Origin of the sequence: Rhodococcus sp. IEGM 1381 (assembly GCF_030056795.1) — a bacterium.
Classification (GTDB): domain Bacteria; phylum Actinomycetota; class Actinomycetes; order Mycobacteriales; family Mycobacteriaceae; genus Rhodococcoides.
This window is the reverse complement of sequence record NZ_JASHKQ010000013.1, coordinates 84,578-111,430: the sequence shown is the minus strand read 5'-3', so window position 1 is coordinate 111,430 and position 26,853 is coordinate 84,578. Positions and strand designations below refer to the sequence as shown.

The window sequence follows — 26,853 nt, the reverse complement described above, 5'->3', positions numbered from 1 at the left end:
ACCTGCCGAGCAACAATCGCGCCGACGCGCCCCGCACCGCACCGTCGGATCCGATCACCGGGTCGATCGAGGACTCGCTGACCGCCGAGGACCTCGAACTCGACACCCTGATCCCCGATTCACCGAACACTCCCTACGACATGCACGAGGTCATCACCCGGATCCTCGACGACGACGAATTCCTCGAAGTCCAAGAAGGGCGGGCCCGCAACATCATCGTCGGGTTCGGGCGCATCGACGGCCGATCGGTGGGGATCGTCGCCAACCAACCGACCCAGTTCGCGGGCACCCTCGATATCGATGCCTCCGAAAAAGCGGCCCGGTTCGTCCGCACGTGTGATTGCTTCAACGTCCCGATCATCACCCTGGTCGATGTGCCCGGGTTCCTGCCCGGCACCGGCCAGGAATACAACGGCATCATCCGACGCGGCGCGAAACTGCTCTACGCCTACGGCGAAGCGACCGTCGGGAAGATCACCGTCATCACCCGCAAAGCGTACGGCGGCGCGTACGACGTGATGGGATCCAAGCACATGGGAGCCGACGTCAACCTCGCCTGGCCGACCGCGCAGATCGCCGTCATGGGAGCCTCCGGTGCCGTCGGGTTCGTGTACCGCAAGAAACTGCTCGACGCCGCCAAGAACGGTGAGGACGTCGATGCGTTACGCCTGACGTTGCAGCAGGAATACGAGGACACCCTCGTCAACCCGTACGTCGCTGCCGAACGCGGCTACCTCGACGCCGTCATACCCCCGAGTCACACCCGCGGCCAGATCGTGACCGCACTACGCCTGCTCGAACGCAAACAAGTCACCCTCCCACCCAAGAAACACGGAAACATTCCCCTATGAGCGCAGCGAATCATGACGCAGTGAACGGCGAGGTCGTGGTAGCGGAGGACGAGACCTCCGCCGCGTCTCCGGAAGTTCGCGTGGTGAAGGGCAATCCGAGCGACGAGGAACTGGCCGCGCTGGTGGCAGTTTTGACAGCTGCCCAGGGTGGACCTGCATCGGTAGGCGATCCCCTGCCTGCGGAGCTGTGGGGTTCGCCGGAGCTGTTGCATCGCCGCTTCGCGGCACAGTCGGCGTACTCGTACGCAGCCTCGGGCCGCTACTCGCGGTGACTGTGCCATCTCCGGAGGACGATCGGCGTCCGATACGACTGGTCCTGGCGTCTGCTTCCCCGGCCCGTTTGTCGGTGCTGCGCGGAGCCGGCGTCGAACCGATCGTCCAGGTATCGGGCGTGGACGAGGATGCGCTCACCGAGGCTCTCGGGCCCTCTGCGTCTCCGGAAACGGTGGTGACGGAATTGGCCAGAGCCAAGGCGGCCGCAGTGGCCGAGACGTTCACGGACTCGACACAGGATCTCGTGATCGTGGGCTGCGATTCGATGCTGTCGATCGGCGGCGAACTACACGGCAAGCCGCATTCGGTCGAGGTGGCGCGGGAGCGATGGCAGTTTCTGGCGGGAAACAGCGGCGAGCTGCTGACCGGCCATGCAGTGCTTCGAGTGACGGCCGGCGTCGTCGTGGCGCAGGCCGCGGCGCACAGTTCGACCGTCGTGCACTTCGCGACGCCGTCGTCGGTCGACCTCGAGGCCTACCTCGCCTCCGGTGAGCCGCTTCTGGTTGCGGGGGCCTTCACGCTGGACGGGCTCGGTGGTTGGTTCGTGGACCGTATCGAGGGTGACCCGTCCTCCGTGATCGGCATAGGCCTACCGCTGGTGCGAACCCTGTTGAACCGGGTGGGGACGTCCTTGGCCGAGCTGTGGGGTCGAGCCTCGTCCTAGCCGCACCGGTGTCAGGGCAGCAGGTCGATCAATTCGCGAGCCCACTCCTCGGCCATGGTCTTGGGCTTGACGTTGGACGAGCTGTCGTGCCGAGCGTGGCTGCCGATCTGCTTGCCACCGAGTTCGGTGAGCTTCTCGGCAATGATCTCGCCGCCGCGGTTGAATGTGTCCTCGTATACCCGGTCGCCCAGTCCGAACACTGCGAACTGAAGCCCCGCGAGGTCAGGAGCGTCTTCGACGAGTGCATCGAAGAAGGGCTCTGCACCGGTGGGGAGCTCGCCGTCGCCGTAGGTGGAGCAGATGATCACGTGGACGTCGTCCGTGTCGATGTCGGACACCTCGTACTCGAGCATGTCGCGTACCTCGGCGTCATGATCGCTCAGAACGTCCGCAATCTTGTCGGCGACCTCCTCGGCCGTACCGGTCTCGGACCCGAACAACACGACCACTGCCATGGATCGCTCCCCTTTCTGACACCTGCTCGAACACTCGAACAGTCGGCAAGCATAGCGGCATCGGGGATCCGGTCGAAAATCCGTGTGCACCTACATTTGTGATGTGTCTCGAGGTCACCAGAATTCGGACGTCAGACCCCAACTGTCGTATTCCGCCTCGACGAGCCCACGCAGGTGTTCCTTGCTGGGGAATCTGTCCGGATCGAGCCCGGTCACGCACAGAGTCGCGCGGTCGCCCGACTCGTTCCACCACGCGCTGACGCCGCCTCCAGTGCGTCGCAGCAGTGCCACATCGGTGTTCTGTGTGATCGACCTCATTGCCACCGCGGTGGCGTCGACACCCCCGATGGTGCGCAGCGCGACACCTCGGCTGCCGAGATTCGAGCACAGACACAGCGGTGCCGACCCGGATGCGGCAAGTTTGGCCACGATCGCGTCGGGCAGTAGTTGCATCAGGGGTTTGAGCAGCTCGAAGGTTGTCGTGACAGTCCGGTCGGCCTGGGCCCGGAACGCCTGTTTGCTAGAGGCTCGAATCGGCCCCAGATCGTCGCGGTACGCCCCTCCTGCGTCGACGTGGATCGAGACGCCGGATGTCGCGTTGGCTCGCCGATCTCCCGCCCTCCTGGTGCTGACCGGGAGAGCGACACGAACCCGCTCCTCCGTGGTGATTCGTCCACTGCGGGTCAAGATTCCGAGCACGACAGCAACCAGCAGACTGTTGGAGCTGCCACCTTTGCTCGCTGCAGCAGCAGACCAGTCCGCGGACATGCAGTCCACGACAACGGTGCTCGGCACCCACGCGCCCTCCGCAGGTGCAACCATCGCGCGCGGGCGATCCCCGTTCGCGTCAGTGGTGTTTTTCGGGGCGGTGGAGCCAACGTCGGTGGATAGCGAGCCTGCGCCCGTGGTCCGTGCTCGCACCGTCTCGACCGCGGCACCGCCGAGAGCACGTGCTGCACCCGAGATCGCCGCACCGATCCGACCGACTCCGTCGACGATGTCGGCACCGGAGCGACCCGACACCGAGTCGGAATCGTCGAGCCCGACTCGCTCGAAATCGTCGGGAACCGCGCGCCCGGTCAGCGCGGCCGCGGCAGCCGAGGTCAGAGCACCTCCGTCGCCGACGACGTGGGAGCCAACCAACGACACGATCGTGCCGCCACCGTCGACCGCTGTGGCGGACAACCGCCACGCCGGTCCCTCGATCGGGTCCAACCTCACGGCGGCCTCGTCCTCGATCCATCGGTCCACTGCCGCGCGAACGATCGGTGATGCGACGACGATGGGATCGGCCGGTCTGCGGGCAGCGGTCCAACTGTCACGCGCTCCGGGGACTCGTACCCGCCGAACGGATCGATCGATAGGGCCTGCGGCGAGCAGGTGCCACATCGCTTCGAGTGCGTCGACCGAGACCGGTTGGTCGAATCGCCAGACGATCTGATTGACCACGGGTACCCCGAGAACGCATTCCATGCGGAGGAAGAGGTCGTCGTCGTACGTCAGTCTTTCCACCACGAGAGCCTATCGCTGTGGGCGTACGCACGCAGATGGGCCGCAATTGTGTTTCCCACCATATGTTTTCCGTATCGAACCGAGGCCGACGGTACTGATAGGTTGTCCTCGATCCGAAGTCGACGTGCTGCGAAGGACCGTATGAAGTTCGTGATGCCCTTCAACGGGAGCCGCGGTGACGTGACACCCGGTGTGGCGCTAGGTGTCGAACTTGCCCATCGCGGACACGATGTGGTGTTCGGCGCACCCCCCAATCTGGTGGACTTCGCGCGCTCGAACACGGCTGGCTCCGAACGTGTGCACGTGGTCTCGTTCGGCCCGGACACCCATCGCCTGTTGGAGTCGGAGCTGATTCGGGTGCGGATCAAGTCGGCGAACCCGCGGACCCGAATGACGGCACTCGCGGAATTGGCCAATCACGGTTGGGACCAGATGACGGCCGAGCTCGCGCAGATGTCGGAAGGCAGCGACGCGATCGTCACCGGCTCGCTGGGGCAGGAAATGGCGTTCAACATGGCCGAGGCGACCGGCAATGCCTTTGTCGCCCTGCACTATTGCCCGCTCCGGCGAAACAGTGTCGTCCCGGTGATTCCGGGGGTCGGCCTGCCGGGCACTGTCAACCGATCGATGTGGGCGCTGGCCGAGGCACTGCGTTGGAAGTCGATGAAGACTCGCGAGAACTCCCAGCGAAGAACCCTCGGATTGGCAACGACCCGCGATTCGTTACCCAGACGATCCGAGCGGTACGGCGGCGTCGAGATTCAGGCCTACGAGTCGGCACTGTTTCCCGGCCTGGCCGAGCAATGGGGGCCGCTGCGTCCGTTCGTCGGATTTCTCGGGCTGAGCACCGGGCGGCAGGAGACCGATCCCGCACTAGAGCGATGGCTGCATGCGGGCCCCGCACCGGTGTACTTCGGATTCGGCAGTATGCCGGTTCCCGACCCCGCAGCGCTGTTGCGCATGATCGACAACGTAACCGGAGAGCTGGGTCTCCGGGCCCTGGTCTGTGCCGGCTGGAGCGATCTCACCGGTGCCGAATCGATTGAGGCGCGGACGAATCCGAACATCATGATCGTAGAATCGGTCGATCATGCGAGCGTGTTTCCGCGGTGTCTTGCAGCTGTCCACCACGGTGGTGCAGGCACGACGGCCGCGAGTGCGCGCGCAGGCCTGCCGACACTCGTGTGCTGGTTCAGCGCCGATCAGCCGTTCTGGGGAGCTGCGCTTGCCAGAATCGGGGCCGGAGCAAGTACGAAATTCTCGGCCTTGTCCGAACCCGTTCTACTACAAGGAATTACCGACATCACCACCGACGCAGCCAGAAGTGCGGCACGGGAGCTCGCAGACACCGTGGCACCGACCGAAGCAGCCGTGGCGGCCGCCGCAGATATCGCCGAGGCCACTGCGCGCGACCACTGACACACTCACCAGAAGTGCGCGGACAGTCCCCATCTAGTCAACGCGGCGGCCACGTGGTCACTCAGCGCTCGGCTATCGGGGAATCGCTCGGGGTCCATGGCGTGAACGGTCAGGGTGACGCTGGCGTCCGTCTCGCACACCCAGGCCGTGAGCCCACCGTCCAGCGATCGAGCGAACTCCGCGTTGGCACCGAAGAAAGTCGCTCTGCCGGACACCGCACGAGCTCGGACACCTGCCACCGTGCTGAAGTCGTCGGGCAACACACCCAGATTGGACGCCAACCCCTCGGCACCGTCCCGAGGCTGCGGAACGCGCGCAACCACGGCGTCGGGCAGCATCTGAACGAGAGCCTGGGAGATTCCGGCGGGCGCGCGACCCGCCGCCTGCGTCGCGGCGAACGCAGTGAACGCCGCCTTGCTGATCGACCGGATCTGCGACAGGTCGAGCGCGGTGGCGTCGGTGACGGGGACGTCGATCTTGACGATCTTGGTTGCGTTGGAACGGATATCGGTGTCGGCGCGATCACTGACGGGCAGCGACCACTGCACGGTGTCGCCGATCGAGGCGCGTCCGGCGTTCCCGGACGCGGCCGTCAAAACCGCGATGAACAGCGAGTTCGACGTGCCGCCCCATTTTTTGGCCACCGCATTCCACGTGGCGGCGTCCACCTCGGCAACCACGTGAGGCGATGTCCACCCCGAGTCGGCCGTCGGGTCGATCGCGACCTCGGAGCGCCGCGGGCTCACCCGGGGGGATACGAGCGTCGGTGCGGATCGGGTCGGGATCGGCAGGGCTGCTACCGCGGAGTTCAGCAGCCAGCCGGCGGCGGATCGAAGTTGCTCCACCGCGTCGTTCACGTCCGCGCCGATCGCCGCCAATCCGTGCTCGGCTGGATTCAGCCGCGGTTGCTCGGCCCGGGAATTCGCTGAGTTGGAATTCGCGGACCGGAACGCGGCGACCAATGCGCCGCCATCAGCGACCATGTGCGAGGCAGTCAACGACACAACGGTCCCTCCGTTCGCCAGTGGCGCGGCCGCCAACCGCCAGCCGAGGCCTGTCTCGGGGTCGATATCCGAACCGAGGCGGCAGTCGGCCCAAGCCAGCACCTCCGAAGACTCGATGGAATCGGGATGAAAATCGAGCGGGTGAGAGACCGAGGAGTTCACCCAACGTTCACGAGCAGTGGGCACCGACGGCGCACACACGCGACGCGCAAGCAAACCGTCGGATAGGTTGTCGCGTAGTTTTTCCAGCTGTTCCCGCTGGACCGATTCGTCGAACCACCAAAGGAACTGGTTGTAGACGGGATATCCGATGCCGTGGTGCATTCGCAAGAATAGGTGATCGGCAAATCCAATTCGAGTCACGCGCCGAACCTACTACAACCACGCGACGAAGCAGCGGTATGAATTCGTCCGTGAAATGCATTGGTATTTTGCAATAGGTGCGTCGACAATCGGCCCGGCCTGTGTCTCGCGTCATGTTCACGGCGCTCGGTGGCGTGGGTCGCTCACACCCGAAGACCGACGCACGACGTACATCGATTGTGATTCATCATCAAGACAGACTGCGAAGACGCTGAATTGGTCGTACGATACGACAACCGAGCACGAACTCCGCTCGTGAACGAGGACCGGCGGTCAAGAGCTTCGGTAGTGAGAAGTATTACTTTTACGCGTCGCGAAATAGTTCCATGTAGCCCCTATCGTGACTTCGTGACTCACTTCGGGTCGACAGCAATGACGTTGTTCTTTCAATGCGGAAAGCAGCAATCAGATAAACGACGAGTCGAATACACCGTCACACGACACCTCGCTTTACCTACACGGCTCGACCGTAATCGAACCCTTGCCGATACCGAACTGACGCCGAACACCGCTGGCCGGGCCCGGAATGGAAGAGGACTCACATGGAATACACCGAACTCGCCGACTACCCACTTCCCGCCGGACGACTGACCGAGTGGGTCCCACGCGTCGACGACGACGGGTGGGCATCGGACTCACGTGGCCTGTCGTTCACTCACCAGGATCATTGCGAGCGCAGCGCACCGGGTTCGTGGATCGGGACCGTGTTCGAGATTCATCGCCGCTACGACGTCGAGGCAGTGCGAGCGACCATCGTTGCGTACATGGGACGACACGAGGCCTTCCGAACCAAGGTCCGTCGCGATGAGGAATCCGGAGCGTGGCAGCGCTACACCGCGCCTACAGATGCTGTGCGGGTCATCGATCGCGCGCACACCGAACCACGAACCGAAACACAGGTTTTCAGCCATCTGCACTCCTGGTTCGGCGAGACGGTATCGCCGACGGCATGGCCGCACTTCGTACTGGCGACGATCGAACCCGACGATGCCTCACGTGCCCTCTCGAACGGACCCGGGGAGTCGTTCCTGCTCGCATTTGCTGCCGACCACTCGGTGATGGATGCCTACAGCCAGATCTACGCCATCAACGAGATCGACCGGCTGTACGCGCAGGCCCTCGAGGGCACCGATCCGGCTTTGCCCGAGGTGGGCAGTTATGTGGACTTCAGTCAGTCCGAGCGCGAGCTGGGCGACACCCTGACCAGCGACCACAGTGCCGTCCGCACGTGGCAGGACTTCCTGGCCGTGGAGAACGGACGCTTTCCAGGCTTCCCGCTTCCCGTGGCGGTCGAACGGGCGTCCACGACCGACGGTCCTGCCGCTCAGAGCAGCATCTCTTCGTGGCTACTGACCGCGGATCAGTCGGACGCCGTGAACGCCGCGTGCCGCGCCGCCGGGTACAACATGCAGGCCGGGATACTCGCGGCCTTGGCGGTGACGAACGCGCGCCTGTCCGGCCGCACGTCGCTACGCACCGTGATGCCGATGCACACGCGAGACGAACAGAAATGGGCGGCGTCGGTCGGCTGGTACGTCGGGATCCTGCCGATGGAGATCCAACTCGACAACGCGCGCACCTTCGGCGAGGCGCTGGAGGCCGCGGCGGCGGCGGGCTCTGCGAACAAGGGGCTCGCGCGCATGCCTTACTCCAAGATCGCCCAGATTCTCGAGTCGACGGAGATCCCCCGATTCGTCGTCTCGTACATCGACCTGAGGTTTCTTCCGGACGCCGCCCAGTGGCAGGCTCGCAAGGGTCGCGCATTGCGGAGCAACTGCCACGCGGACGACGAGGTCTACTTCTGGGTCAACCGGACGCTCGAGGGGCTGAACATCTCGGCCCGGTTCCCCAGCTCGGATGTCGCGTCCACCAACGTTCATCGCTTCATCACCGAGTTCGTGGCCGTACTGACTGCGGTGATCGATTCCGACGGCGGTGCCGATACGGTGCTCACGTCGGTCTCGCAGTCGGTCACCGTCGCCGCGGAGTAAGACACTCGACCGGCCCGCGGCTCCTATCGCAAAGGATGAAGCAAAGATGATCATCACCGCCATGGGCAGCTGGAATCCTGCCCCGGGCAGGCTGCTCGAGTGGCATCCAACTCCGGCTGCCCAGGCGCGAGCCGCAACGGCACCGGTCGATTCGACTCCGCCCTCGTTTCTGCAGGAAGACCATATGAAGGCGGCGTGGGCAGCGCGGCAGCGCGGTGATGTTCATACCGCGTACACCGGGGTGGCGACCGAGATCGACGGCGACGTGGACACCGCTGCGATGAGCCGCGCCTTGGCGGCCTACGTCCTTCGTCACGAGGGCCTCCGATGCTGGTTCGAGGTGGAGAGCACCGGGGTCGTACGCCACCTCACGGAACCCGAGGTCGCCGAATTCGAGGCACTGGACGCCGGCGAGTCTACGGACGACGACGAGTTTCAACGCTATGTGCGGCGGCGCTTCTCGACCGAGGCCACCGCAGATGTCTGGCCCGGATTCGTTATCGGCGTCGTGTCGAGGCCGGGGAGCTTCACGTTGTACTACGGCGCGGACCACGCGTTCACCGATGGCGGTTCGCAGGCGTTGGTCGTCAGCGAACTCGCCGATCTGTATGCGCTCGAGATCGGCGGTCGGGCACCGAAGCCGGCGGAGGCAGGCAGCCACCTCGCGTACGCCGCAGAGGAGCGAGCGCGAGCCGCGACATACGGGCCCGACTCCCCCGAGATCACCGCGTGGCGAGACATTTTCACCAGGCACGACGGATCGATGCCACGATTCCCACTCGATCTGGGACTCGCTCCAGGGGAACGAGCCCCGGTCCGTATCGTCGAACGCCATCTCTTGAACGCAGGCGAGGTGGCGGCGTTCGACGCGGCATGCAAGGCCGCTGGGGCCCGGATGAGCAGCGGCATATTCGCCGCCGTCGGGATCACCGATTTCGAACTGGCAGGCACCGCAGAGTATTTCGGGATCACCGTGCTGAGCACCCGTCACCACGGCGACTACGGACAATCTCAGGGTTGGTTCGTCAATTTCGCGCCGGTCGCGTTCGAGGTGGCAGGCAACGAGAAATTCTCCGATGTCGCGGCACTGGCCCACTCGGGCTTCGAACAGGCCAAGCAGATCGCGGAGGCACCCGTGCACGCCGTACTGGGCGCACTCGCCGCAGACGGCACCCTGGGCAGCGAGTTGGCTGTCAGCCCGAACATGCTCTCCTACATCGACTTTCGCTGGTTTCCCGGAGTCGGACGGGACGCGGACACGCGGGCGAAGCATTTCACCGGAGAAGGATCCACATCGAACGCATCGATGTGGATCAACCGAGACGGTGAGCACCTGTACCTGGTAGCGCAGACCCCCGATACCGATACCGCTGCCGCATCGGTGGAGCGCTACCACGCGCATTTGGCACATGTGCTCGAAACCATTGCACGCGAGGGCAATTACGCGCTCTCCCTCGACCATCTCGTTCAGGAGCCGGCCGGTGCAGGTCACCTCGATCACTGAGTACGCCCCTCGGGCAGGTACCCTGGTCGAATTCTCTGCACGCGTCGTCGGCGATCCGGAGCCGTCGTCGATTCCGCCGTCGTTCAACCAGCGGTTTCACCTGGGTGACCTCGGCGAGGCCGAACGCGTGTGGATCGCCGGAGCGTTCGACGTACCGGGCAGCCTCGATGTCGAAGCACTCAGGTGGGCGTTCGGGTACCTGATCGACCGCCACGACACGCTGCGAAGCTCGTTCGTTTCGACGACAACCGGTATCGAGCGGATGCTCTACGGGCCAGGTGCGATCGAGATGAGACACTCCGCCCGATCCGCCTTCTCCTCGACACCCACGCTCCGAGACCACCTCCGGACCGCACTCGAACTGCACTGCGATGCACGGCGATTCCCGTCGTACACTTGTTTCGGAATCGATCGACCGGACACTTCCACGGTGTTGTGCGCATTCGACCACGTCAACGTCGACGCCATGTCGATAGCAGTCGTCGTCGACGAGATCCACGCCCTGTACGACGCCTACCGCCGCTGCCCCTCGAACCCGAAAATCGATCTACCTCCGGTCGATGGTTTCGTCGAGTACTGCCGTATCGAAGCCACCGAACCACTCGTGAACCCCGCGGACGAACGAATGGCGGCGTGGTCGAACTTCCTCCTCGAGTGCGGCGGCACCACACCGAGGTTCCCGGTCGATCTCGGAGTCGCAGAGGGTGAAACAGCCGTGCAGGCCACGACGGTGAACACACTGCTCGACGCCTCGCAGACCCTCGACTTCGAGCACCTTTGCGCCCGATACGGTGCCGGAATGTTCGCAGGGGTCGTCGCGGCGATCGCGCAGGCCGTTGCCTGCATCGGCGGGCCGGATCACGTGCCCTTACTGTTCCCACTGCACACCCGACACCGTCCGCAGTTCTCTCGTGCACTCGGCTGGTTCACCACCAACGCCCCGATGATCGTGCCCGTCCGAGCCGACCTACCCGACACGGTCCGCGCCGCCCACAGCGCGTTTCGCTCGGCTCTCCCGCTCAGCACCGTTCCGATCCCGCAGGTTCTGGCCAACCTCGGGGACGCATTCACGCTGTCGCGGCAGGACGTGTTCATGGTGTCGTACGTCGACTACACCAAAGTCGATGGACACGAACGGTTCGACGAGTCCAACGCCCATCACATCAGCAACGCCACCGTGTCCGACGATGCCCAGTTCTGGATCTCCCGCACACGATCGGGCTTGGCATTGCGATCCCGTTTCCCCGATACCGCGGTGGCGCGCTCGGTGATGACCGCGTTCGTCGACGAGCTCGGCACTCTGATGCGTGCGTCCACCGCGGACGCAGGCATCGGTGCGCTGACGACCTGACCGCACTCAGATCAGCAGGCTCCGCTCGCACCTCTCGGCGGCGATACCGCATAGGATCGACGGTGCAGACCGTTCACCCCCGGGCGGGCCGCCAGACGAATATCTTCCGTAGGAGCCGATACGTGCCTGTACCAACCGATTCCAACGCAACGTACGCCGACTATGCGCATCCGGATCGACTCGTATCGAACGAATGGCTCTCCGCCCATCTCGGTACCCCGGGCCTCCGCGTCGTCGAATCCGACGAGGACGTGTTGCTCTACGACGTCGGCCACATCCCCGGCGCGGTCAAGATCGACTGGCATCTGGACCTCAACGACCCGGTCACCCGCGACTACATCGATGGCGACCAGTTCGCGAAACTGATGAGCCGCAAGGGCATTTCGCGAGACGACACCATCGTCGTCTACGGCGACAAGAGCAACTGGTGGGCTGCCTACGCGCTGTGGGTGTTCACCCTGTTCGGTCATCAGGACGTGCGTCTGCTCGACGGTGGGCGCGACGCCTGGCTGTCCGAAAATCGCGACACCACTCTCGACGTACCCGAGTTCCCGGAAACCGATTACCCGGTGATCGAACGTAACGACGCACCCATTCGCGCGTTCGCGTCCGATGTGCTCGGCTCACTCGGCACGGTGCCGCTGATCGACGTGCGCTCCCCCGCCGAGTACACCGGCGAACGCACCCACATGCCCGATTACCCGGAAGAAGGCGCATTGCGCGGCGGGCACATTCCCACTGCCGTCAGCATCCCCTGGGCCAAGGCGGCCGCGCCCGATGGACGCTTCCGCTCACGCAAGGAATTGGACGAGATCTACGCCGGTACCTCCGCAACCGACGACGTGATCGCGTACTGCCGTATCGGTGAGAGGTCGAGCCACACCTGGTTCGTTCTGACCCATCTGCTGGGTTACGACTCGGTCCGCAACTACGACGGCTCGTGGACCGAATGGGGCAACGCCGTTCGAGTTCCGATCGCCAAAGGCGAGGAGCCCGGATCGGCACCGGCCACTCGATGAGCGCGCTTCCGGAATCACTCGCCGAGATAGTCGAGGACTTCGCCGCGGTGGAGGGACAAGACAAGCTGCAGCTGCTGCTGGAGTTCAGTCGAGAACTCCCTCCCCTGCCGGAGCACTTGGCTCAGGATGCGATGGAGCCGGTGCCGGAGTGCCAGTCGCCGCTGTTCCTGTCGGTCGATGCCGGTGACCCGACGCAGATTCGTCTGTACTTCAGCGCCCCGCCCGAAGCCCCGACCACCCGCGGGTTCGCCTCGATCCTCGCGCAGGGGCTCGACGGGCTCAGCGCTGAGCAGATTCTCGATGTGCCGGACGACTTCTACTCGGCTCTCGGGCTGAGCGATGCGGTCAGCCCGTTGCGGCTGCGCGGGATGTCGGCGATGTTGGCTCGGATCAAGCGGCACCTGCGCTGACTGCGCACGCCGCTGTCGTCTTGATCGATACATCACGTGATCGGTAGACTCCTCGAACGAGCGTCGATGCTCTATTCACCCTCACCCCTGATGTGGTCGAACGAAGGCTGGTTGCTGCCGACATGGAGTTCACGGAGTTAGCGGACTACGCGGTTCCCGCAGGCACGCTCACCGAGTGGATACCCAGCGTCGGCCCGCAGGCACGCACTCCTGAGGCCGCAGGGTGGCGTTCGGACACTCGACCGACGTCCTACGTCCACGAGGCGCACCTTCGTACGAGTCTGAGCAGTCCCCGTCGTGGCCGAGAATCGTGGCTCGGCGCGGCTTTCGAGGTCGCAGGCCCCCTGAACAAGCCCGCATTCCGGCAAGCGGTTCTCAACTGGATCGACCGGCACGAAGCCATGCGCTCGAGTGCGTCGATCGACGAGACGACGGGCGAGATGTCGCGGGTGACCGCCGCAGAAGGAGCCATCGGCATCTGGCAGGTGGAGCAGGAGCGGTGCAGCCAGTCGAGTGAAGTCTTCGAGCACCTGCAATATCTGTTCGACGAGTTCACCTCACCGCTGATCTGGCCCGCGTACGCCTTCGTCACTCTCGAACCGCTCGACGACACGCGCCCGATCACCGTGTTCTTCGCGGCCGATCATTCGATCATCGACGGTCTGTCCACGGTTCTGGTCGCGCACGAGATCGCCGCCCTGTACGGAGAGGAACTCGGTGGCCCGCCTGCCGCCCTGTTCGAGGCCGGCAGTTACCTCGATTTCGGTTCCTCCGAACGCGAGCGTCATGCCGAACTCGAGCATTCTCACGATGCGGTGAGAATGTGGCGGGACTTCCTCGTCGACGGCGACGGTGAATTACCTGCGTTTCCGCTCGATATCGGCGATCCGAGCCCGGAGGACGTGCCGCAAGGCGGTCTGTCCGCGTGGGTGCTCGACGCCGAGCAGGCCGACTCGTTCTCGACGGCCTGCCGTAAGACAGGACACAGCCTGTTCGCCGGACTGCTCGCGGTCCTGGCCATCACCGCCGGCGAGCTGGGCGGCGGAACTCGCTTCCGCACGGTTACTCCGGTGCACACCCGCGACGAACCTCAGTGGGCATCCGCGCTGGGATGGTTCGTCGGACTGTGCCCCATCTCCTTCGACATCGACGGCGACGGTTCGTTCGGTTCGGTGATCGCAGCCGCCTCGGCGGAAGTGAAGAAGACCAAACCGATCGCCCGCGTTCCTCTCGATCGGGTGTTCACCACTCTCGGCTACTCCGCCCGCCCACGTTTCGTCGTCTCGTTCATGGACGTGCGGTTTGCGCCTGCGGCCGAGCACTGGCCGGACTGGAATGCCCGTGCGCTACGCAGCAAGCAGTATCAACACGACGTGTACGTGTGGATCAACCGCACCCCGCAGGGGATCAACATCGCTGCTCGTTACCCCAACACAGAGCAGGCCACGGCACGGGTCCACGAGTACATCGGCGCCCTGCGCAGACTGCTGACAGAAGTCGCGGACACCGGGATCGCCCGGATCCCCGGCACCGCCCCCGAGCCGTTCCGTGACGGCCACATCGACAGCAGTCGGATCGCTACCAGTCAGTAGCCCAGGTCCACTCGGCGCGGCGGTGCAGTCCGATTACAGCGATGAGGGGGCCGGTGCTTAGACTCCGACGTGACGTTCGCAACGATGAAAATACATCCGTAGGAGGCTCAGTGCCCAGCCATGCCAGTGCTCAGATCACCAAGGTTCTTGTTGCCAATCGTGGTGAGATCGCGGTGCGGGTGATCCGTGCGGCTGCTGATGCCGGGTTGGGCAGTGTCGCTGTCTACGCCGAGCCCGATGCCGATGCCCCGTTCGTACGCCTCGCCGACGAAGCATTCGCCCTCGGTGGCCAGACATCAGCGGAGTCGTATCTGGTGATCGACAAAATCCTCGACGCCGCCGCCAAGTCCGGAGCCGACGCCATCCACCCCGGCTACGGATTCCTCTCCGAGAACGCCGACTTCGCCCAAGCCGTCATCGACGCAGGACTGATCTGGATCGGACCGTCCCCACAATCGATCCGCGACCTCGGCGACAAGGTCACCGCCCGCCACATCGCCGCCCGCGCGAAAGCCCCCTCCGTCCCCGGCACCTCCGAACCGGTCAAGGGCGCCGACGAAATCCTCGCCTTCGCCGACGAACACGGCCTCCCCATCGCGATCAAAGCCGCATTCGGTGGCGGCGGCCGCGGCATGAAAGTCGCCCGCACCCGCGAGGAAATCCCCGAACTGTTCGACTCCGCCACCCGCGAAGCCGTCGCCGCGTTCGGGCGTGGGGAATGCTTCGTCGAGCGCTACCTCGACAAGCCCCGCCACGTCGAAGCGCAGGTCATCGCCGATCAGCACGGCAACGTCATCGTCGCCGGCACCCGCGACTGCTCCCTGCAACGCCGCTTCCAGAAACTCGTCGAAGAAGCCCCCGCCCCGTTCCTCACCGACGCCCAACGCAAAGAAATCCACTCCAGCGCCAAAGCCATCTGCCTCGAAGCCGGCTACTACGGCGCCGGGACCGTCGAATACCTCGTCGGCCAAGACGGACTCGTGAGCTTCCTCGAGGTCAACACCCGCCTGCAGGTCGAACACCCCGTCACCGAGGAAACCTCCGGCATCGACCTGGTCCTGCAGCAGTTCCGTATCGCCAACGGCGAGGAACTGTCCATCACCGAAGATCCCGAACCGCGAGGGCATTCCTTCGAGTTCCGGATCAACGGCGAAGACGCCGGCCGTGGATTCCTGCCCGCCCCCGGACCGGTCACCACCTTCACCGCCCCCTCCGGCCCGGGTGTGCGCGTCGACTCCGGTGTCGAATCCGGCTCGGTGATCGGTGGCCAGTTCGATTCGATGCTCGCCAAGCTCATCGTCACCGGAGCCACCCGCGAACAAGCGCTCGCCCGCTCGCGTCGCGCATTGGCCGAATTCGATGTCCAAGGGTTGGCGACGGTCATCCCGTTCCACGCCGCGGTGGTCTCCGACCCGGCGTTCATCGGCGACGGGGACTCGTTCTCCGTCCACACCCGCTGGATCGAAACCGAATGGGACAACCAGGTTCCTCCGTTCACCGCAGGGCAGCCCCTCGACGACGACGAGGACCCACTGCCCCGCCAGCAGGTGGTCGTCGAGGTCGGTGGCCGCCGCGTCGAGGTCTCCCTCCCCGGGGAACTCTCCCTCGGCGGCGGTGGCAACGGCAACGGGCCTGCCGGCGCGGTGCGGCGTAAACCGAAAGCCCGCACCCGAGGCGGTGCCGGTGCCGGAGCCGCGTCCGGTGATGCGGTGACCGCACCGATGCAGGGGACCGTGGTCAAGGTCGCCGTCACCGAAGGCCAGAGTGTCGAATCCGGTGACCTCATCGCTGTCCTGGAAGCGATGAAAATGGAAAACCCCGTCACCGCCCACAAAGGCGGCACCATCACCGGCCTGAGCGTCACCGCAGGCGACGCCATCACCCAAGGCACCGTCCTCACAGAAATCAAATAGCGACATATCGGTAGCGATGCGAATTTCAGCTCGAATCCAGGCCGTGGATAGCGTTACCCTGTAGCGATGTCCGAGCTTCCGGAAATTCGTATCGGTACTGCTGATCGGGAAAAGGCGCTCGACGCGCTGAGCCTGCACTTCAGCGAGGGACGACTCACGGTCCCCGAGTTCGACGAGCGCAGCGCCACTATCGCTTCTGCCACGACGCGCGGGGAGCTCGACACGGTATTCGTCGACCTCCCCGCCGCGTCGACACCGCCGCACACGCCTGCTCGGCTCGGGCAGTCGCCTGCTCCGGCCGAGACCGGCGGCGGTCTCGATTGGCGCGCAGTGGTCATGCCGCTGGTCATCTTCGGTTCGTTGGCCTTGTTCTTCCTCACCGATTTCGAGAGCAAGTGGCTCTTCTTCCTCCTCATCCCGCTCGCTGGTGCACTGCTGTCCGCAAGCGGACATTCGAAGAGTCCGAAGAAAAAGAAGAAGGAGCGTTGAGGGCACTTCTGTTCGACGTGTTCGGCACCGTCGTCGACTGGCGTACCAGCATCGCCCGCGAGGTCCGAAATCAGTGTGGGCCGGATGTCGACAGCTACTCCTTCGCAGACCGCTGGCGCAGCATGTACCAGCCGGCGATGGAGGAGGTTCGGTCCGGCCGCAGGCCCTTCACCCGGCTCGACGTACTGCATCTGGAATCGCTCCGAGTCGTGTTGGCAGAGTTCGACATTCGGCCGGCCGAGGATCGCATTGCCGCATTGAACCAGGCGTGGCATCGATTGGATCCCTGGCCGGATTCGGTGCCCGGACTCACCCGGCTTCATACCGAATTCGTCATCGCCCCGCTCTCGAACGGGAACATCTCACTGCTGCTCGACATGGCCAAGAACGCCGGACTGCCGTGGGATGCAATCCTCGGCGCAGAACCGGTCCAGGCGTACAAACCCACGCCCGACGCGTATCTGCGTACCGCGGACATTCTCGGTCTGGAGCCGAGCGAGTGCATGATGGTCGCCGCACACAACAGTGATCTCGCTGCGGCTGCAGACTGCGGCTTCGCTACCGCCTTCGTCGCCCGGCCACTCGAACACGGACCGAGTCAGACCACCGATCTCGTTGCGGAGGCCGACTGGACCTATCACGTCGACTCGATCGATTCTCTCGCAACGCAATTGGGTTGCTGACTGCACCTCTCGCTCAGGGCCGAGTCAGAGGTATGAGCTGGTGCGCAATCCACGCGTCCACGTCGCTGTGCGACCGGAATCGAACGATCGCCAGCTCCGGACGGCGCACACTCAGTCGCTGCACCCGCTCGGTCGTCAGCCGGTAAGTGCTCCAGGCCCACCGGACGATGTACTCGCGATCGAAGAAGATCCGGTGCAACGGCGGCTCGATGTTGCCGTTCCACAGCTCATGTCTGCCGAACCTGCGTCGCAAGGTCCGAATTGTCACCTGCCGCATGACTGTTGAACGCGGCAGGTCGAGCCAAAGGAACAGGTCTGCCCGATCAGCGAGACGGTCTCGGACCTTGGTGTACTGCCACTCGGTAATCCACGACGGCCGCGCGAGAAACTTGTCCACATCCGACTCGAAGGTGGGGCGCGGCGTCCAATTCGGACCATGGAACAGGCCGTCGATCTCGACGTGTTCGATACCGAGTATCGACCCGATGCGAGTGGCCAGCGCGGTCTTGCCGGAACCGGGCGTCCCCGCGACGACAATTCGGGCGGGACGAGACTGCAGAGAGACGCCGGGTCCGAAGATCACGATCGCTTGCGTGCCAGCAGGAATGCCTGGGGCGTCGACTCGTATCCCATCGGCGCTCGATGCACGCGGACGTCCACCGCGAAGTTCGCCTCGACGAGCATGGTCTCGATCGCATCGGAATCGAGACGATAGGCGTCGTACGAAACCGAGTGTCCGTAGACATGTTCGAGTCGCACCCGCTCGTCGCCGGATTGAAATGCCAGCAGCAATAGCCCGTCCGGCATCAGCACTCGGTTCAGTTCCGCGAAGACCGCAGGCAGCTGCTCGGGAGGAGTGTGGATGATCGAGTACCAGGCCACGATTCCGGCGAGCGAGCCGTCCCCCGCAACCAACGCCTCCATCGACCCGACGTGGAATCGCAGGTGCGGGTAATCGCGCCGCGCAACCTCGATCATGTTGGGCGACAAATCGATTCCGGCCACCTCAAGGCCGAGGCGGTGCAGGTGATCGGTGATGCGACCGGATCCACATCCCACTTCCAGAACGTGTCCGCCCGGCACTCGGTCTGCGAATGTCGCCAACAGTCCGTGCTCGAGATGCCGGCCGTCGAGTTCTTCGCGAACGAGTTCGGCGTAGCTCTCCGCAACGGTGTCGTAAGCGGTCCTCGTCATCGAAACATGCTCCGGCTCGGCCACGGTAGTTACCGTACCGGCTCGCCCTGCCCTGTCAGATACGAGTGCGTGAGCATTTCGAGGAAGTGCCCGGTGGGGTCGCGGAAACACACCCCGCGGCCACAGTGAGCGGTGTTGACAGTGCCGGGCTGGGTCATCCGAGGATCGGCCGAGTGTTCGATGCGGCTGCCGACCAACCGTGCGTACGCGGCGTCGAACAACTCCTCGGTCACCCGAGTCGCTCGTGACCGACCGAACATCGCGGTGACCAGCATCGCCGTCACGAATTGGCGGCCCGGCGACGTCGCGGGTTCGCTTGCTGCGGATAGAAGACCTTCATCGCCGCCCGCAGGGACAGATCGTCGGGGTCCAGAAATATCGACCAGTAGCTTCTCGGAGCCGGGACGTGGATCGCCAGCCCCGAACCTCCCTGAGAGAGAACTTCGAGCGCGTCTTCGTATCCGACGATCAACTCGAGCCGGTATGGCTGACTCACGATAGCGTTGTAACTGTCGACCAGATCATCTCTGACCAGTGCCGTCCACACAGTGGTGGCACTACTCAGAGAAAGGTCCACCCTTAGTTGCATCACTGTCGGCGAGTCATCCGCCGCGTAGGCGGCGTCGAGCAGAGTCTCATTGCTGATCTCCCGCTCCGTCACGTTCGTCGACGGGGCTCCTCTGTACACGCCGTCCGAATCCGAATCGTCGCGTAACTCCTCGAAGCTCAAGTTCGCGACGGCCAAATTGCTTTCGATTGTGGCAAGGAGTCGTGGGACCACACGGAACGGAGCGCCCGCGTCCGACGGATCCCGTTTCGGTGCTACCACGAGGATGGGATGCTCGGCGTCGTCACACGCGTGCCTGTCGACGACGAAAAAGTAGTCAGGCAGCGGCGAGTCGATCGAACCGACAAGGTCCGCGACCGAAAGATCCACGAACTCAGGGTTGTCGACCACCGTGAGGATGCTTTGGGCTTCGATCCCCCCGGCCTGAGTGTGCATCGCTTGAGCTTCCCTCGCGACCAGTTCCCATGCCTTGGCATCACCGAAATGCGTACGGATCAGTAAGGATTGGCCTTCTGGGAGAGTTGGCATAGCTACGACGATAGCGTTTTCCCGCCAAAGCTTTGCCGCTCCGAATTTCTGGGATCAGCTGTTGACGAGTTGACTGGCCCGTTGGAAAGTCACGCCGAGCAGCGCGCCGATGTCTCGGACGGGCACCTGGGCATCGGCGAGTTTCTTGGCGAAGGCCTCGGTGCTCGCTCTGACACGGGCTTCGTCCTCGGCCAGCTGCGCTCGTTGCGTCGCGATCTCGGCGATACGAACTGCCAGATCCTCCCCCCCGGGTTCGAGCTCGATGTGCTGGTCGATCTCGACGTCGGCGAGGGCGACACCGGTTTCGAGGGCGATGAGCTCTTTCGCCGCTGTGGGGACATCGTGGACGCGACGCGCCTGGGTGAGGGCATCGAGTTCGGGGACAACGATCATCCACCACTTGCCGTCCCTGGTCACCGACACCGAATAGGTCTTGCTCACTGCTGGGCCTCCTTCATCGCTGCGAGGATCTTGCGGTAGACGCCGGGCGAGATAGTCCTATGCCCGTCGGGCACAGTTACTTTGACCGCACCGTCGGCCGAGACCCACGTACTGTGCGATCCGACCGTGCGTACCGAGGTAAACCCGGCCGCTGTGAGGGCCTTGACCACTCTCCGCGTGGGCTGCTCGGAAACCATGACTTTAGTCTAGTCGATTGGACAATTCCTAGTCAAGTAAGCTAGACGTATTTTGTATAAGTACATATGAGGGCAATTGTGCCGTGAGTGCACCCGGCCGGTCCATTGCATTGTCCACGTTGATGGATCGGCCGGTGGCGTAGTGCAGCTGTGTCATGATACGTGCTCGGGCGGTCATCTCGATTGTTTCAGCAGTGGTTGCTGGTCCGTCGATAGTTCGGATTCGCATGGTGACGGTTGTGTTGTGGGGTACCGACAGATCATGTTGCGCTGCAACAGCTTGAAGGCTGGACCGCGCGTGTACGAGATTCCTATTGGGTCTGTGGTCGGGGCGTGGCAGGACGGAGATCAGCGGAGTTCGAATGGGCGGACGCCCCCGCGGGGTGGCCTGGCACTGCTCACAGTGCGTCCTGGTTCGTGGGTAACGAAGAAGGCCCACACCCCGGTGGTCGGGTGCGGGCCTCGAGGCCATCGAGTTCGTCGCGAACCAGGTCGGCGTAGCTTTCGGCAACGGTGTCGTAGGCTGCCCTCGTCATCGAAACATGCTGCTGCTCGGTCACAGCGGCTACGGTACCGGCTCGCCCTGCGCTGTCAGGTACGAGTGCGTCAGCATCTCGAGGAAGTGACTGGTCGGATCGCGGAAATACACTCCGCGACCACCATGGCCGGCATTGACGGCGCCGGGCAGGGTCATCCGAGGGTCGGCCCAGTGTTCGATTCCGCCGCCGACCAACCGGGCGTATGCTGCGTCGAACAGTTCCTCGCTCACCCGAAAGGCGTAGTGCTGGAACTGAATGTCCTCGAATGGGGGTTCCGCGAATTGGATCAGAGTTCCATCGGTGAGCTGCACGTTGACGAACGATCCCCACGACGCCGCTTCCGGCAGTGCGAACATCTCGCGAAAGAACGCCGCAGAATCGGAACTGTTCTGCGCAAAGATTATGGTGTGATCGAACGAGATGGACATGCGCTGCCTCCTGGGCAGTACGACGCCTCCATGCTTGACGCAGTCCGTCATCGACACGCGACGCTGCGCCAGATAGTTCCACGGGCCACTGTTCTATGTCAACCCCTCGTGCATTGACCGGTGAATTTGTGCCCGCACAGTGGTCTTCTCCGGTGACAGCATTTTCGAGGAAAGGAATCCGACCATGGTCGGCAGACTTCTGTTCGTTCACGGTGCCGGTGGATTCGTCGACGACGCGGAGCTGGCGCGGGGATTGGCGCAGACTCTGGAACTCGAACTTCGAATGCCGGAGCTGTCCGACAGCGCAATGGGTTTCGAGGACTGGGCCGAGCCCATTCGGCAACACCTGAATCAGCTCGGACCCGAAGATGTGGTGGTTTCTCATTCCTTCGGCGCGTCGATCCTGGTCAGGGTGTTGGCCGAGAGAGGCCGGGAACACCCGCGACGGGCCGCACTGTTGGCCATGCCTGACTGGACTTCACGTGGGTGGGACGTCACCGACTACGCGTTCACCGAATCCGAATCCGAATCCGAGCCCGAGCCCGAGCCCGAGACCGATCTGACGTTGTTCCATTGCCGGGACGACGACGTCGTTCCCGTTTCTCACCTGGCGCTGAACTCCGCTACGTTCCCATCGGCGACCGTCGTCGCGTTCCCGACCGGTGGTCATCAGTTCGACGGCATGATCGACGCCGTTGCCGCCGAGATCCGCAGATTCGGGCGTCCCCGCGGGGACGCTTCTACTGGTCCCGATCCTCGTCGTCGATGACGAGATCGACTCGGTACGCCAGCAGTTCGACCGACTCGATCCTGCTGACCCCGTCGACAGCCTGGATGAAATCGTACGCGTCGCCTCCTGCTCCGCACCCGAAGCAGTGAAAACGTTGCCGACTCGGTCGAACATGCAGACTGGGTGTCCGCTCACCGTGCACCGGGCACAGAGCCTTCATCGAGTCGAGTCCTGAGCGGACGAGTGGCGTCCGCTCGCCGATCAAGTCTTCGAGCACGACCGCGGCGCGGATGGCATCTACTGTTCGATCGGGAATGCGCCGCTCCATGACTTCCACGCTACCGCCGACGGTCCCGCTCACCGATAGTCATGATCGATTCCCGTTGCCCACTGCGAACATTCGACGGCACTCACGTCGTCGCGGCCTTTCAGGAAGCCCCGGGCACCGAAATCGCCCGACGCCGATGTCGCGGCTGCCTCGAAATGACGCCGAGCCAAGACGACCGGATGACCGGGGCGGCCGTCGAACACGGCTCTGGCGAGACCGGTCCCCTTTGCAGCGTCGAGAACCGCCCGCACCACCTCGGCTCCTACGTCCGGGGTATCGACCACGTGCACCACTGCGTAGTCCGCGTCCGACGCCGCCGTCAGCCCGGCCTCGAACGACGCACTCATTCCTTGTTCCCACCGGGGTGCGTACACGGCGATCGCCCCGTCGGGGACAGGGACATCGGCCGCACCCAGCACCACGATCACTCGGTCGCAGCCGCCGTCGCGTAATGCATGTACTGCCGTGCGAAGCCACAGGCCGTCGTGAGCGAGCACTTTCGGCGAGCCGTACCGCGTTCCGGCACCCGCAGCCAGGAGCACTCCCACGGCAGAGTCGGACACCCTGGCTCCTTCCGTCGCTGGGCCGGTATTGGATGTTCGCACAACGGCCACGTCGAGTATGCCCCGAAGTTTGTGCTCGCTCGACTAGCGGGGATAGGCGCGATGACCGATTCTTAGTGCACTTCTCCTGCAGCGTCGCAGGAATCCTGCCCTGTTGCTTCCGCGAGGTGCCCACCCATGTCCGTCAAGCCCACCACACGCAAACGTGTCCATCCTGTCGACGAAGTGCTCCCCGTTCCGAAACTTGCCGCCTACGGGTTTCAACATGTCGTCGCGTTCTACGCCGGCGCGGTCCTGGTGCCGATCATCATCGGCAGCGCGATCGGACTGACCAACGAACAACTGATCCACCTGATCAATGCCGACCTCTTCACCTGTGGCATCGCGTCGATCATTCAATCGGTCGGATTCTGGAAGATCGGTGTCCGCCTGCCGCTGCTGCAAGGTGTGACGTTCGCCGGTGTCTCTCCGGTGATCGCAATCGCGATGGCGAACGGCGGCGGCACCGAGGGGTTGCTGTACGTCTACGGCGCCGTCATCGTGGCCGGACTCGTCACGTTCTTCATGGCACCGTACTTCAGTAGGCTGCTGCGCTTCTTCCCTCCGGTGGTGACCGGCACCGTGATCACGATCATCGGTGTCGCCTTGCTGCCGGTGGCCGTCAACGACGCGGTGACCAATCCCGCTACTCACGAACAGGACCCGACCAACGGGCGGTGGATGGCGTACGCGATCGGGACACTGCTGATCATCGTGTTGATCCAACGGTTCTTCAAGGGATTCATGGCCACTATCGCCGTGCTCCTGGGACTCGTCATCGGCAGCGCGGTCGCATTCGTGCTGGGAGACATGAACTTCGACGGCACCTCGGAAGCATCGTGGGTCGGTTTCACGCAGCCCTTCCTGTTCGGCGTGCCCAAATTCAGTGTCATCGCCATCATTTCGATGATTGTCGTCATGCTCATCATCGCGGTCGAAACCACCGGCAGCGTGTACGCGACCGGTGAGATCGTCGGCAAACGCATCAAGAAGGACGACATCGCCGCGACCCTGCGTGCAGACGGCGTTGCCACCGTCATCGGCGGCACGTTCAACTCGTTTCCTTACACGGCGTTTTCGGAAAATGTCGGTCTGGTCCGGCTGACCGGCGTTCGTAGTCGATGGGTGGTGGCCACCGCCGGTGGCATCATGATTCTGCTCGGCTTGCTGCCCAAGACCGCGGCCGTCGTCGCGTCGATTCCCCCACCGGTGCTCGGTGGTGCCGCGCTGGCCCTGTTCGCGACCGTCGCCGTGGTCGGAATCCAGACGCTGTCGAAGGTGGACTTCACCGATCACCGCAACCTGATCATCGTCGCTACCAGTCTCGGACTGGCGATGCTCGTCACCATCCAGCCCACGGTCTCGGAAGGCGTGCCGGACTGGCTTGCAATGCTGTTCGGCAGCGGCATCGTTCTGGGCGCTGTCTCGGCAATCGTGCTCAACGTGTTGTTCTTCCACATCGGAAATCGTGGACAGGCGGTGGCAGGCGGACCCGGTAAGGGCATCACACTCGACCAGGTCAACGAGATGTCCTCCGAGGATTTCGCCGCCACATTCGGCGGCTTGGTGCAGGGAACTCCGTGGGTGGTCGAGCGCGCGTACCAGCAACGACCCTTTGCCGATGCCCACGGTTTGCGCGAGGCGTTCCAGGAGTCACTGCTGGCCGGCACCACCGAGGAGCAGATCGAACTGATCAACAGCTATCCCGATCTCGGCAGCGAAGACGCCACCGGCACGCTCAACGCCGCCGACCACGTGGGATTGTCCAACCTGGAGGAGGACGAGCACGACAACATCGTGCAACTTGCCGCCGAATACCGCGAGCACTTCGGCTTTCCGCTGGTGATCTGCGCGCGGGAGACCGAGCGCTACGATCGAGTCCTGGCCAACGGTTGGTCACGCGTCGAGAATGCGCCGTCGGCAGAGCGGTCGTTTGCCATGATCGAGATAGCCAAGATCGCGAACTACCGATTCGACGATCTTGTGGCGGATGCCAACCCGATCGCGGCCGCGCGATTCGGTCGCATCAACGACTTCAGATAGCGAGCGCGAGTTGCTGCACGAATGGATAGGGCTCGACGGGTTCAATCGGCTCGGTGATCGACAAGCGATGCACGCACTCTACGAGTGTTGTGCGTCGTCGATCTGGGCCCGTCGAGTTGCCCAGGGCCGCCCGTTCGACAGTCGAGATTTACTGTTGGACAGAGCAGATCGAGTGCTCGCCGAGCTATCCGAAGCCGAGATCGATCATGCGCTCGACGGCCATCCCCGAATCGGCGGTAAGGCCGACAACCCGTCGTCGAAGCGCGAGCAGGCGGCGGTGACGACCGCCGGCACCGCGGTGCGCGAGAAGTTGGCGGCGGGAAACCTTGCGTACGAAAACAAGTTCGGCCATGTCTATCTGGTGTGTGCCACCGGCCGATCGGCCGAGGACCTGCTCGTTATCCTCGAGGAGAGGCTCGACAACGATGCCGAAACCGAAAGACGGGTGCTCCGCGTGGAACTGGCCAAGATCAATCGAATTCGCCTCGGCCGCATGCTGGGTCCAGAGCAGTGACCGGGCTGTCCACGCACGTGCTCGACGCCACCTCGGGGACACCGGCGGTCGGGGTGCGGGTGCGGTTGTTCCACCCCGAGAAAGGTGAGATCTCCACCGCCACCACGGATGGGGACGGACGCATCGGTGAAGTCGTACCAGGGCCGATCGATCCGGGCGTCTACCGCCTCTCGTTCGACACGGGTGACTACTTCGAGGCGACAGAGACACCGAGTTTCTATCCCGAGGTGTCCATCTCGTTCACTGTGACCGATTCCGATGCGCATTACCACGTGCCTTTGCTGTTGTCCCCCTTCGCTTATTCGACCTATCGCGGGAGCTGACATGACCGACCTGACCGGCAAGATCGTCCTCGGATCCAATCAGTACGGCAAGGCGGAGAACCGCGTGGTGCGGATCTATCGAGACTCGCCGCGGCACGAAATCCACGACATCAACGTCTCGAGCGCACTGCGCGGCAACTTCTCCCCTGCGCATCTGGTGGGTGATCAGTCCAACGTGCTGCCCACCGACACCCAGAAGCAGACCGCGTACGCGTATGCCAAGACCAAGGGCCTACTGCACCTCGAGAGTTACGGCCTCGATCTGGCTCGCCACTACGTCGACGACGTCGAGCCCGTCGACGGTGCCCGCATCGAGCTCGAGGAGTATGCCTGGGCTCGAGCGGTCATCGACGGCGTCGAGCACGATCACACATGGACGCGCAAGGGCGAGGAGATCCGCACGTCGGCCGTCACCGTCGAAGGCAAGGGCGATGCCCAACGGACGTGGGTGATCAGCGGCTTCAAGGAGATGGTGATCCTGAAGTCGACGGGGTCGGAATTCCACGGCTTCCTCGAGGACGACTTGACCGTTCTCGAGCCCACCACCGACCGCGTTATGGCGACGTCACTGACGGCGCAATGGCGTTACACCATAACCGATGTCGAGTGGGACGCGGTGTACGAGGGCGTGAAGGCCGCGATGATCGAAAGGTTCGCCAATCTGCAGTCCTTGGCGTTGCAGCAGACGTTGTATGCCATGGGTGAGGCAGTGCTCGAGAAGTATCCGTTCATCGCCGAGATCTCCATGTCGGCACCGAACAAGCACCACTTCCTGTACGACCTCGGCAGGTTCGACATCGAGAACAACCTCGAGGTGTTCAACGCCGACGATCGTCCTTACGGTCTGATTCAGGCGGCGGTCGAACGCGAGGATGCCCCGGATGCCGGAAGTGCCTGGCGAACGTACTCTGTCGTCGGGTGAGTG

General features: G+C 63.8%; 31 protein-coding genes. 18 read left to right on the top strand and 13 right to left on the bottom strand.

Annotated elements, in window-relative coordinates:
• From QM797_RS21305 to QM797_RS21295, 3 genes are all read left to right on the top strand, one after another.
• Positions 1 to 851 (top strand): acyl-CoA carboxylase subunit beta (locus tag QM797_RS21305; protein ID WP_283277647.1); only part of this gene is annotated, 851 nt, incomplete at its 5' end.
• Positions 848 to 1,123: an acyl-CoA carboxylase epsilon subunit gene (locus tag QM797_RS21300; RefSeq protein WP_283277646.1), complete on the top strand. Its 276-nt coding sequence runs from the start codon at positions 848 to 850 to the stop codon at positions 1,121 to 1,123. The genes QM797_RS21305 and QM797_RS21300, both read left to right, overlap by 4 nt.
• 32 nt (positions 1,124 to 1,155) lie before the next feature.
• Complete coding sequence (locus QM797_RS21295; protein WP_283277659.1) at positions 1,156 to 1,788, top strand: Maf family protein; 633 nt, start codon at positions 1,156 to 1,158, stop codon at positions 1,786 to 1,788.
• A gap of 11 nt (positions 1,789 to 1,799) precedes the next feature.
• Here the strand turns inward: QM797_RS21295 and QM797_RS21290 are convergent, their stop codons facing one another.
• A complete protein-coding gene (locus QM797_RS21290; protein ID WP_283277645.1) occupies positions 1,800 to 2,243 on the bottom strand; it encodes a flavodoxin domain-containing protein in 444 nt (147 codons plus the stop codon).
• Positions 2,244 to 2,357: 114 nt separating this feature from the next.
• On the bottom strand, positions 2,358 to 3,755 hold the full coding sequence (locus QM797_RS21285) for a hypothetical protein (RefSeq protein WP_283277644.1): 1,398 nt from the start codon (positions 3,753 to 3,755) through the stop codon (positions 2,358 to 2,360).
• Between the two features lie 141 nt (positions 3,756 to 3,896).
• On the opposite strand from QM797_RS21285, the gene QM797_RS21280 reads away from it, so the two are divergent.
• On the top strand, positions 3,897 to 5,174 hold the full coding sequence (locus tag QM797_RS21280; protein WP_283277643.1) for a glycosyltransferase: 1,278 nt from the start codon (positions 3,897 to 3,899) through the stop codon (positions 5,172 to 5,174).
• Between the two features lie 5 nt (positions 5,175 to 5,179).
• On the opposite strand, the gene QM797_RS21275 is transcribed toward QM797_RS21280, so the two are convergent.
• Positions 5,180 to 6,541 carry a hypothetical protein gene (locus QM797_RS21275; RefSeq protein ID WP_283277642.1) on the bottom strand — a complete coding sequence of 454 codons (1,362 nt, stop codon included), beginning with the start codon at positions 6,539 to 6,541 and terminating at the stop codon, positions 5,180 to 5,182.
• A 542-nt stretch (positions 6,542 to 7,083) separates the two neighbouring features.
• Here QM797_RS21275 and QM797_RS21270 point away from each other — a divergent pair.
• From QM797_RS21270 to QM797_RS21230, 9 genes are all read left to right on the top strand, one after another.
• The gene (locus QM797_RS21270) at positions 7,084 to 8,532 is read left to right on the top strand and encodes a condensation domain-containing protein (RefSeq protein ID WP_283277641.1); all 1,449 of its coding nucleotides are present in this window, start codon (positions 7,084 to 7,086) and stop codon (positions 8,530 to 8,532) included.
• Positions 8,533 to 8,578: 46 nt separating this feature from the next.
• Entirely contained in the window at positions 8,579 to 10,036 is a 1,458-nt protein-coding gene (locus tag QM797_RS21265; protein WP_283277640.1) for a condensation domain-containing protein, read from the top strand.
• Positions 10,014 to 11,387, top strand: a complete 1,374-nt coding sequence (locus QM797_RS21260) for a condensation domain-containing protein (RefSeq protein ID WP_283277639.1) — start codon at positions 10,014 to 10,016, stop codon at positions 11,385 to 11,387. Before QM797_RS21265 ends, QM797_RS21260 begins: the two co-directional genes overlap by 23 nt.
• 122 nt (positions 11,388 to 11,509) lie before the next feature.
• Complete coding sequence (locus QM797_RS21255) at positions 11,510 to 12,406, top strand: sulfurtransferase (protein ID WP_283277638.1); 897 nt, start codon at positions 11,510 to 11,512, stop codon at positions 12,404 to 12,406.
• Positions 12,403 to 12,816, top strand: a complete 414-nt coding sequence (locus QM797_RS21250; protein WP_283277637.1) for a SufE family protein — start codon at positions 12,403 to 12,405, stop codon at positions 12,814 to 12,816. Before QM797_RS21255 ends, QM797_RS21250 begins: the two co-directional genes overlap by 4 nt.
• A gap of 122 nt (positions 12,817 to 12,938) precedes the next feature.
• The gene (locus tag QM797_RS21245) at positions 12,939 to 14,408 is read left to right on the top strand and encodes a condensation domain-containing protein (protein WP_283277658.1); all 1,470 of its coding nucleotides are present in this window, start codon (positions 12,939 to 12,941) and stop codon (positions 14,406 to 14,408) included.
• 110 nt (positions 14,409 to 14,518) lie between these two features.
• Complete coding sequence (locus QM797_RS21240; protein WP_283277636.1) at positions 14,519 to 16,321, top strand: acetyl/propionyl/methylcrotonyl-CoA carboxylase subunit alpha; 1,803 nt, start codon at positions 14,519 to 14,521, stop codon at positions 16,319 to 16,321.
• 66 nt (positions 16,322 to 16,387) lie between these two features.
• Complete coding sequence (locus QM797_RS21235; RefSeq protein WP_283277635.1) at positions 16,388 to 16,810, top strand: DUF1707 SHOCT-like domain-containing protein; 423 nt, start codon at positions 16,388 to 16,390, stop codon at positions 16,808 to 16,810.
• Positions 16,807 to 17,493 carry a haloacid dehalogenase type II gene (locus QM797_RS21230; protein WP_283277634.1) on the top strand — a complete coding sequence of 229 codons (687 nt, stop codon included), beginning with the start codon at positions 16,807 to 16,809 and terminating at the stop codon, positions 17,491 to 17,493. The genes QM797_RS21235 and QM797_RS21230 overlap by 4 nt, the downstream gene beginning before the upstream one ends.
• 13 nt (positions 17,494 to 17,506) lie before the next feature.
• Here the strand turns inward: QM797_RS21230 and QM797_RS21225 are convergent, their stop codons facing one another.
• The 8 genes from QM797_RS21225 to QM797_RS21190 all read right to left on the bottom strand — a co-directional run bounded on the left by QM797_RS21225 (position 17,507) and on the right by QM797_RS21190 (position 21,388).
• Positions 17,507 to 18,076: a P-loop NTPase family protein gene (locus tag QM797_RS21225; RefSeq protein WP_283277633.1), complete on the bottom strand. Its 570-nt coding sequence runs from the start codon at positions 18,074 to 18,076 to the stop codon at positions 17,507 to 17,509.
• Positions 18,073 to 18,687: a class I SAM-dependent DNA methyltransferase gene (locus QM797_RS21220; RefSeq protein WP_283277632.1), complete on the bottom strand. Its 615-nt coding sequence runs from the start codon at positions 18,685 to 18,687 to the stop codon at positions 18,073 to 18,075. Before QM797_RS21220 ends, QM797_RS21225 begins: the two co-directional genes overlap by 4 nt.
• Positions 18,688 to 18,716: 29 nt before the next feature.
• Positions 18,717 to 18,971 (bottom strand): VOC family protein, encoded by a 255-nt coding sequence (locus QM797_RS21215; RefSeq protein ID WP_283277631.1) that lies wholly within the window; start codon positions 18,969 to 18,971, stop codon positions 18,717 to 18,719.
• Positions 18,968 to 19,783 (bottom strand): DUF6924 domain-containing protein, encoded by an 816-nt coding sequence (locus tag QM797_RS21210; RefSeq protein ID WP_283277630.1) that lies wholly within the window; start codon positions 19,781 to 19,783, stop codon positions 18,968 to 18,970. The genes QM797_RS21215 and QM797_RS21210 overlap by 4 nt, the downstream gene beginning before the upstream one ends.
• A gap of 54 nt (positions 19,784 to 19,837) precedes the next feature.
• Complete coding sequence (locus QM797_RS21205) at positions 19,838 to 20,224, bottom strand: HicB family toxin-antitoxin system (protein ID WP_283277629.1); 387 nt, start codon at positions 20,222 to 20,224, stop codon at positions 19,838 to 19,840.
• Positions 20,221 to 20,421 carry a type II toxin-antitoxin system HicA family toxin gene (locus tag QM797_RS21200; RefSeq protein ID WP_283277628.1) on the bottom strand — a complete coding sequence of 67 codons (201 nt, stop codon included), beginning with the start codon at positions 20,419 to 20,421 and terminating at the stop codon, positions 20,221 to 20,223. Before QM797_RS21200 ends, QM797_RS21205 begins: the two co-directional genes overlap by 4 nt.
• Before the next feature lie 398 nt (positions 20,422 to 20,819).
• Positions 20,820 to 20,957, bottom strand: a complete 138-nt coding sequence (locus QM797_RS21195; protein WP_283277627.1) for a hypothetical protein — start codon at positions 20,955 to 20,957, stop codon at positions 20,820 to 20,822.
• A 29-nt stretch (positions 20,958 to 20,986) separates the two neighbouring features.
• Positions 20,987 to 21,388 carry a VOC family protein gene (locus QM797_RS21190; protein ID WP_283277626.1) on the bottom strand — a complete coding sequence of 134 codons (402 nt, stop codon included), beginning with the start codon at positions 21,386 to 21,388 and terminating at the stop codon, positions 20,987 to 20,989.
• 184 nt (positions 21,389 to 21,572) lie between these two features.
• On the opposite strand from QM797_RS21190, the gene QM797_RS21185 reads away from it, so the two are divergent.
• The gene (locus tag QM797_RS21185; protein WP_283277625.1) at positions 21,573 to 22,157 is read left to right on the top strand and encodes an alpha/beta fold hydrolase; all 585 of its coding nucleotides are present in this window, start codon (positions 21,573 to 21,575) and stop codon (positions 22,155 to 22,157) included.
• On the opposite strand, the gene QM797_RS21180 is transcribed toward QM797_RS21185, so the two are convergent.
• Positions 22,129 to 22,479, bottom strand: a complete 351-nt coding sequence (locus QM797_RS21180; RefSeq protein WP_283277624.1) for a CHC2 zinc finger domain-containing protein — start codon at positions 22,477 to 22,479, stop codon at positions 22,129 to 22,131. The genes QM797_RS21185 and QM797_RS21180 overlap by 29 nt on opposite strands.
• Entirely contained in the window at positions 22,476 to 23,009 is a 534-nt protein-coding gene (locus tag QM797_RS21175; RefSeq protein ID WP_283277623.1) for a nucleotidyltransferase family protein, read from the bottom strand. Before QM797_RS21175 ends, QM797_RS21180 begins: the two co-directional genes overlap by 4 nt.
• A gap of 177 nt (positions 23,010 to 23,186) precedes the next feature.
• Between QM797_RS21175 and uraD (QM797_RS21170) the strand changes: the two genes are divergently transcribed.
• From uraD (QM797_RS21170) to pucL, 4 genes are read left to right on the top strand one after another with little or no spacing between them, the layout of a single operon-like run.
• Positions 23,187 to 25,091: a 2-oxo-4-hydroxy-4-carboxy-5-ureidoimidazoline decarboxylase gene (uraD, locus tag QM797_RS21170; RefSeq protein ID WP_283277622.1), complete on the top strand. Its 1,905-nt coding sequence runs from the start codon at positions 23,187 to 23,189 to the stop codon at positions 25,089 to 25,091.
• A 10-nt stretch (positions 25,092 to 25,101) separates the two neighbouring features.
• Positions 25,102 to 25,605, top strand: a complete 504-nt coding sequence (uraD, locus tag QM797_RS21165; protein WP_283277621.1) for a 2-oxo-4-hydroxy-4-carboxy-5-ureidoimidazoline decarboxylase — start codon at positions 25,102 to 25,104, stop codon at positions 25,603 to 25,605.
• The gene (gene uraH, locus QM797_RS21160; protein WP_283277620.1) at positions 25,602 to 25,928 is read left to right on the top strand and encodes a hydroxyisourate hydrolase; all 327 of its coding nucleotides are present in this window, start codon (positions 25,602 to 25,604) and stop codon (positions 25,926 to 25,928) included. Before uraD (QM797_RS21165) ends, uraH begins: the two co-directional genes overlap by 4 nt.
• Position 25,929: 1 nt before the next feature.
• Positions 25,930 to 26,850, top strand: a complete 921-nt coding sequence (pucL, locus tag QM797_RS21155) for a factor-independent urate hydroxylase (protein WP_283277619.1) — start codon at positions 25,930 to 25,932, stop codon at positions 26,848 to 26,850.
• Positions 26,851 to 26,853: the final 3 nt, after the last annotated feature.

Bases quoted from the DNA above. Each gene is read 5' to 3' on its own strand.
- pucL (WP_283277619.1), top strand. From the start codon at position 25,930: ATGACCGACCTGACCGGCAAGATCGTCCTCGGATCCAATCAGTACGGC.
- QM797_RS21265 (WP_283277640.1), top strand. From the start codon at position 8,579: ATGATCATCACCGCCATGGGCAGCTGGAATCCTGCCCCGGGCAGGCTG.
- uraD (WP_283277622.1), top strand. From the start codon at position 23,187: ATGTCCGTCAAGCCCACCACACGCAAACGTGTCCATCCTGTCGACGAA.
- QM797_RS21235 (WP_283277635.1), top strand. From the start codon at position 16,388: ATGTCCGAGCTTCCGGAAATTCGTATCGGTACTGCTGATCGGGAAAAG.
- QM797_RS21290 (WP_283277645.1), bottom strand. From the start codon at position 2,243: ATGGCAGTGGTCGTGTTGTTCGGGTCCGAGACCGGTACGGCCGAGGAG.
- QM797_RS21185 (WP_283277625.1), top strand. From the start codon at position 21,573: ATGGTCGGCAGACTTCTGTTCGTTCACGGTGCCGGTGGATTCGTCGAC.
- QM797_RS21200 (WP_283277628.1), bottom strand. From the start codon at position 20,421: ATGGTTTCCGAGCAGCCCACGCGGAGAGTGGTCAAGGCCCTCACAGCG.
- QM797_RS21210 (WP_283277630.1), bottom strand. From the start codon at position 19,783: ATGCCAACTCTCCCAGAAGGCCAATCCTTACTGATCCGTACGCATTTC.
- QM797_RS21300 (WP_283277646.1), top strand. From the start codon at position 848: ATGAGCGCAGCGAATCATGACGCAGTGAACGGCGAGGTCGTGGTAGCG.
- QM797_RS21270 (WP_283277641.1), top strand. From the start codon at position 7,084: ATGGAATACACCGAACTCGCCGACTACCCACTTCCCGCCGGACGACTG.
- QM797_RS21245 (WP_283277658.1), top strand. From the start codon at position 12,939: ATGGAGTTCACGGAGTTAGCGGACTACGCGGTTCCCGCAGGCACGCTC.
- QM797_RS21190 (WP_283277626.1), bottom strand. From the start codon at position 21,388: ATGTCCATCTCGTTCGATCACACCATAATCTTTGCGCAGAACAGTTCC.
- QM797_RS21220 (WP_283277632.1), bottom strand. From the start codon at position 18,687: ATGACGAGGACCGCTTACGACACCGTTGCGGAGAGCTACGCCGAACTC.
- QM797_RS21280 (WP_283277643.1), top strand. From the start codon at position 3,897: ATGAAGTTCGTGATGCCCTTCAACGGGAGCCGCGGTGACGTGACACCC.
- QM797_RS21195 (WP_283277627.1), bottom strand. From the start codon at position 20,957: ATGACGAGGGCAGCCTACGACACCGTTGCCGAAAGCTACGCCGACCTG.
- QM797_RS21250 (WP_283277637.1), top strand. From the start codon at position 12,403: ATGAGCGCGCTTCCGGAATCACTCGCCGAGATAGTCGAGGACTTCGCC.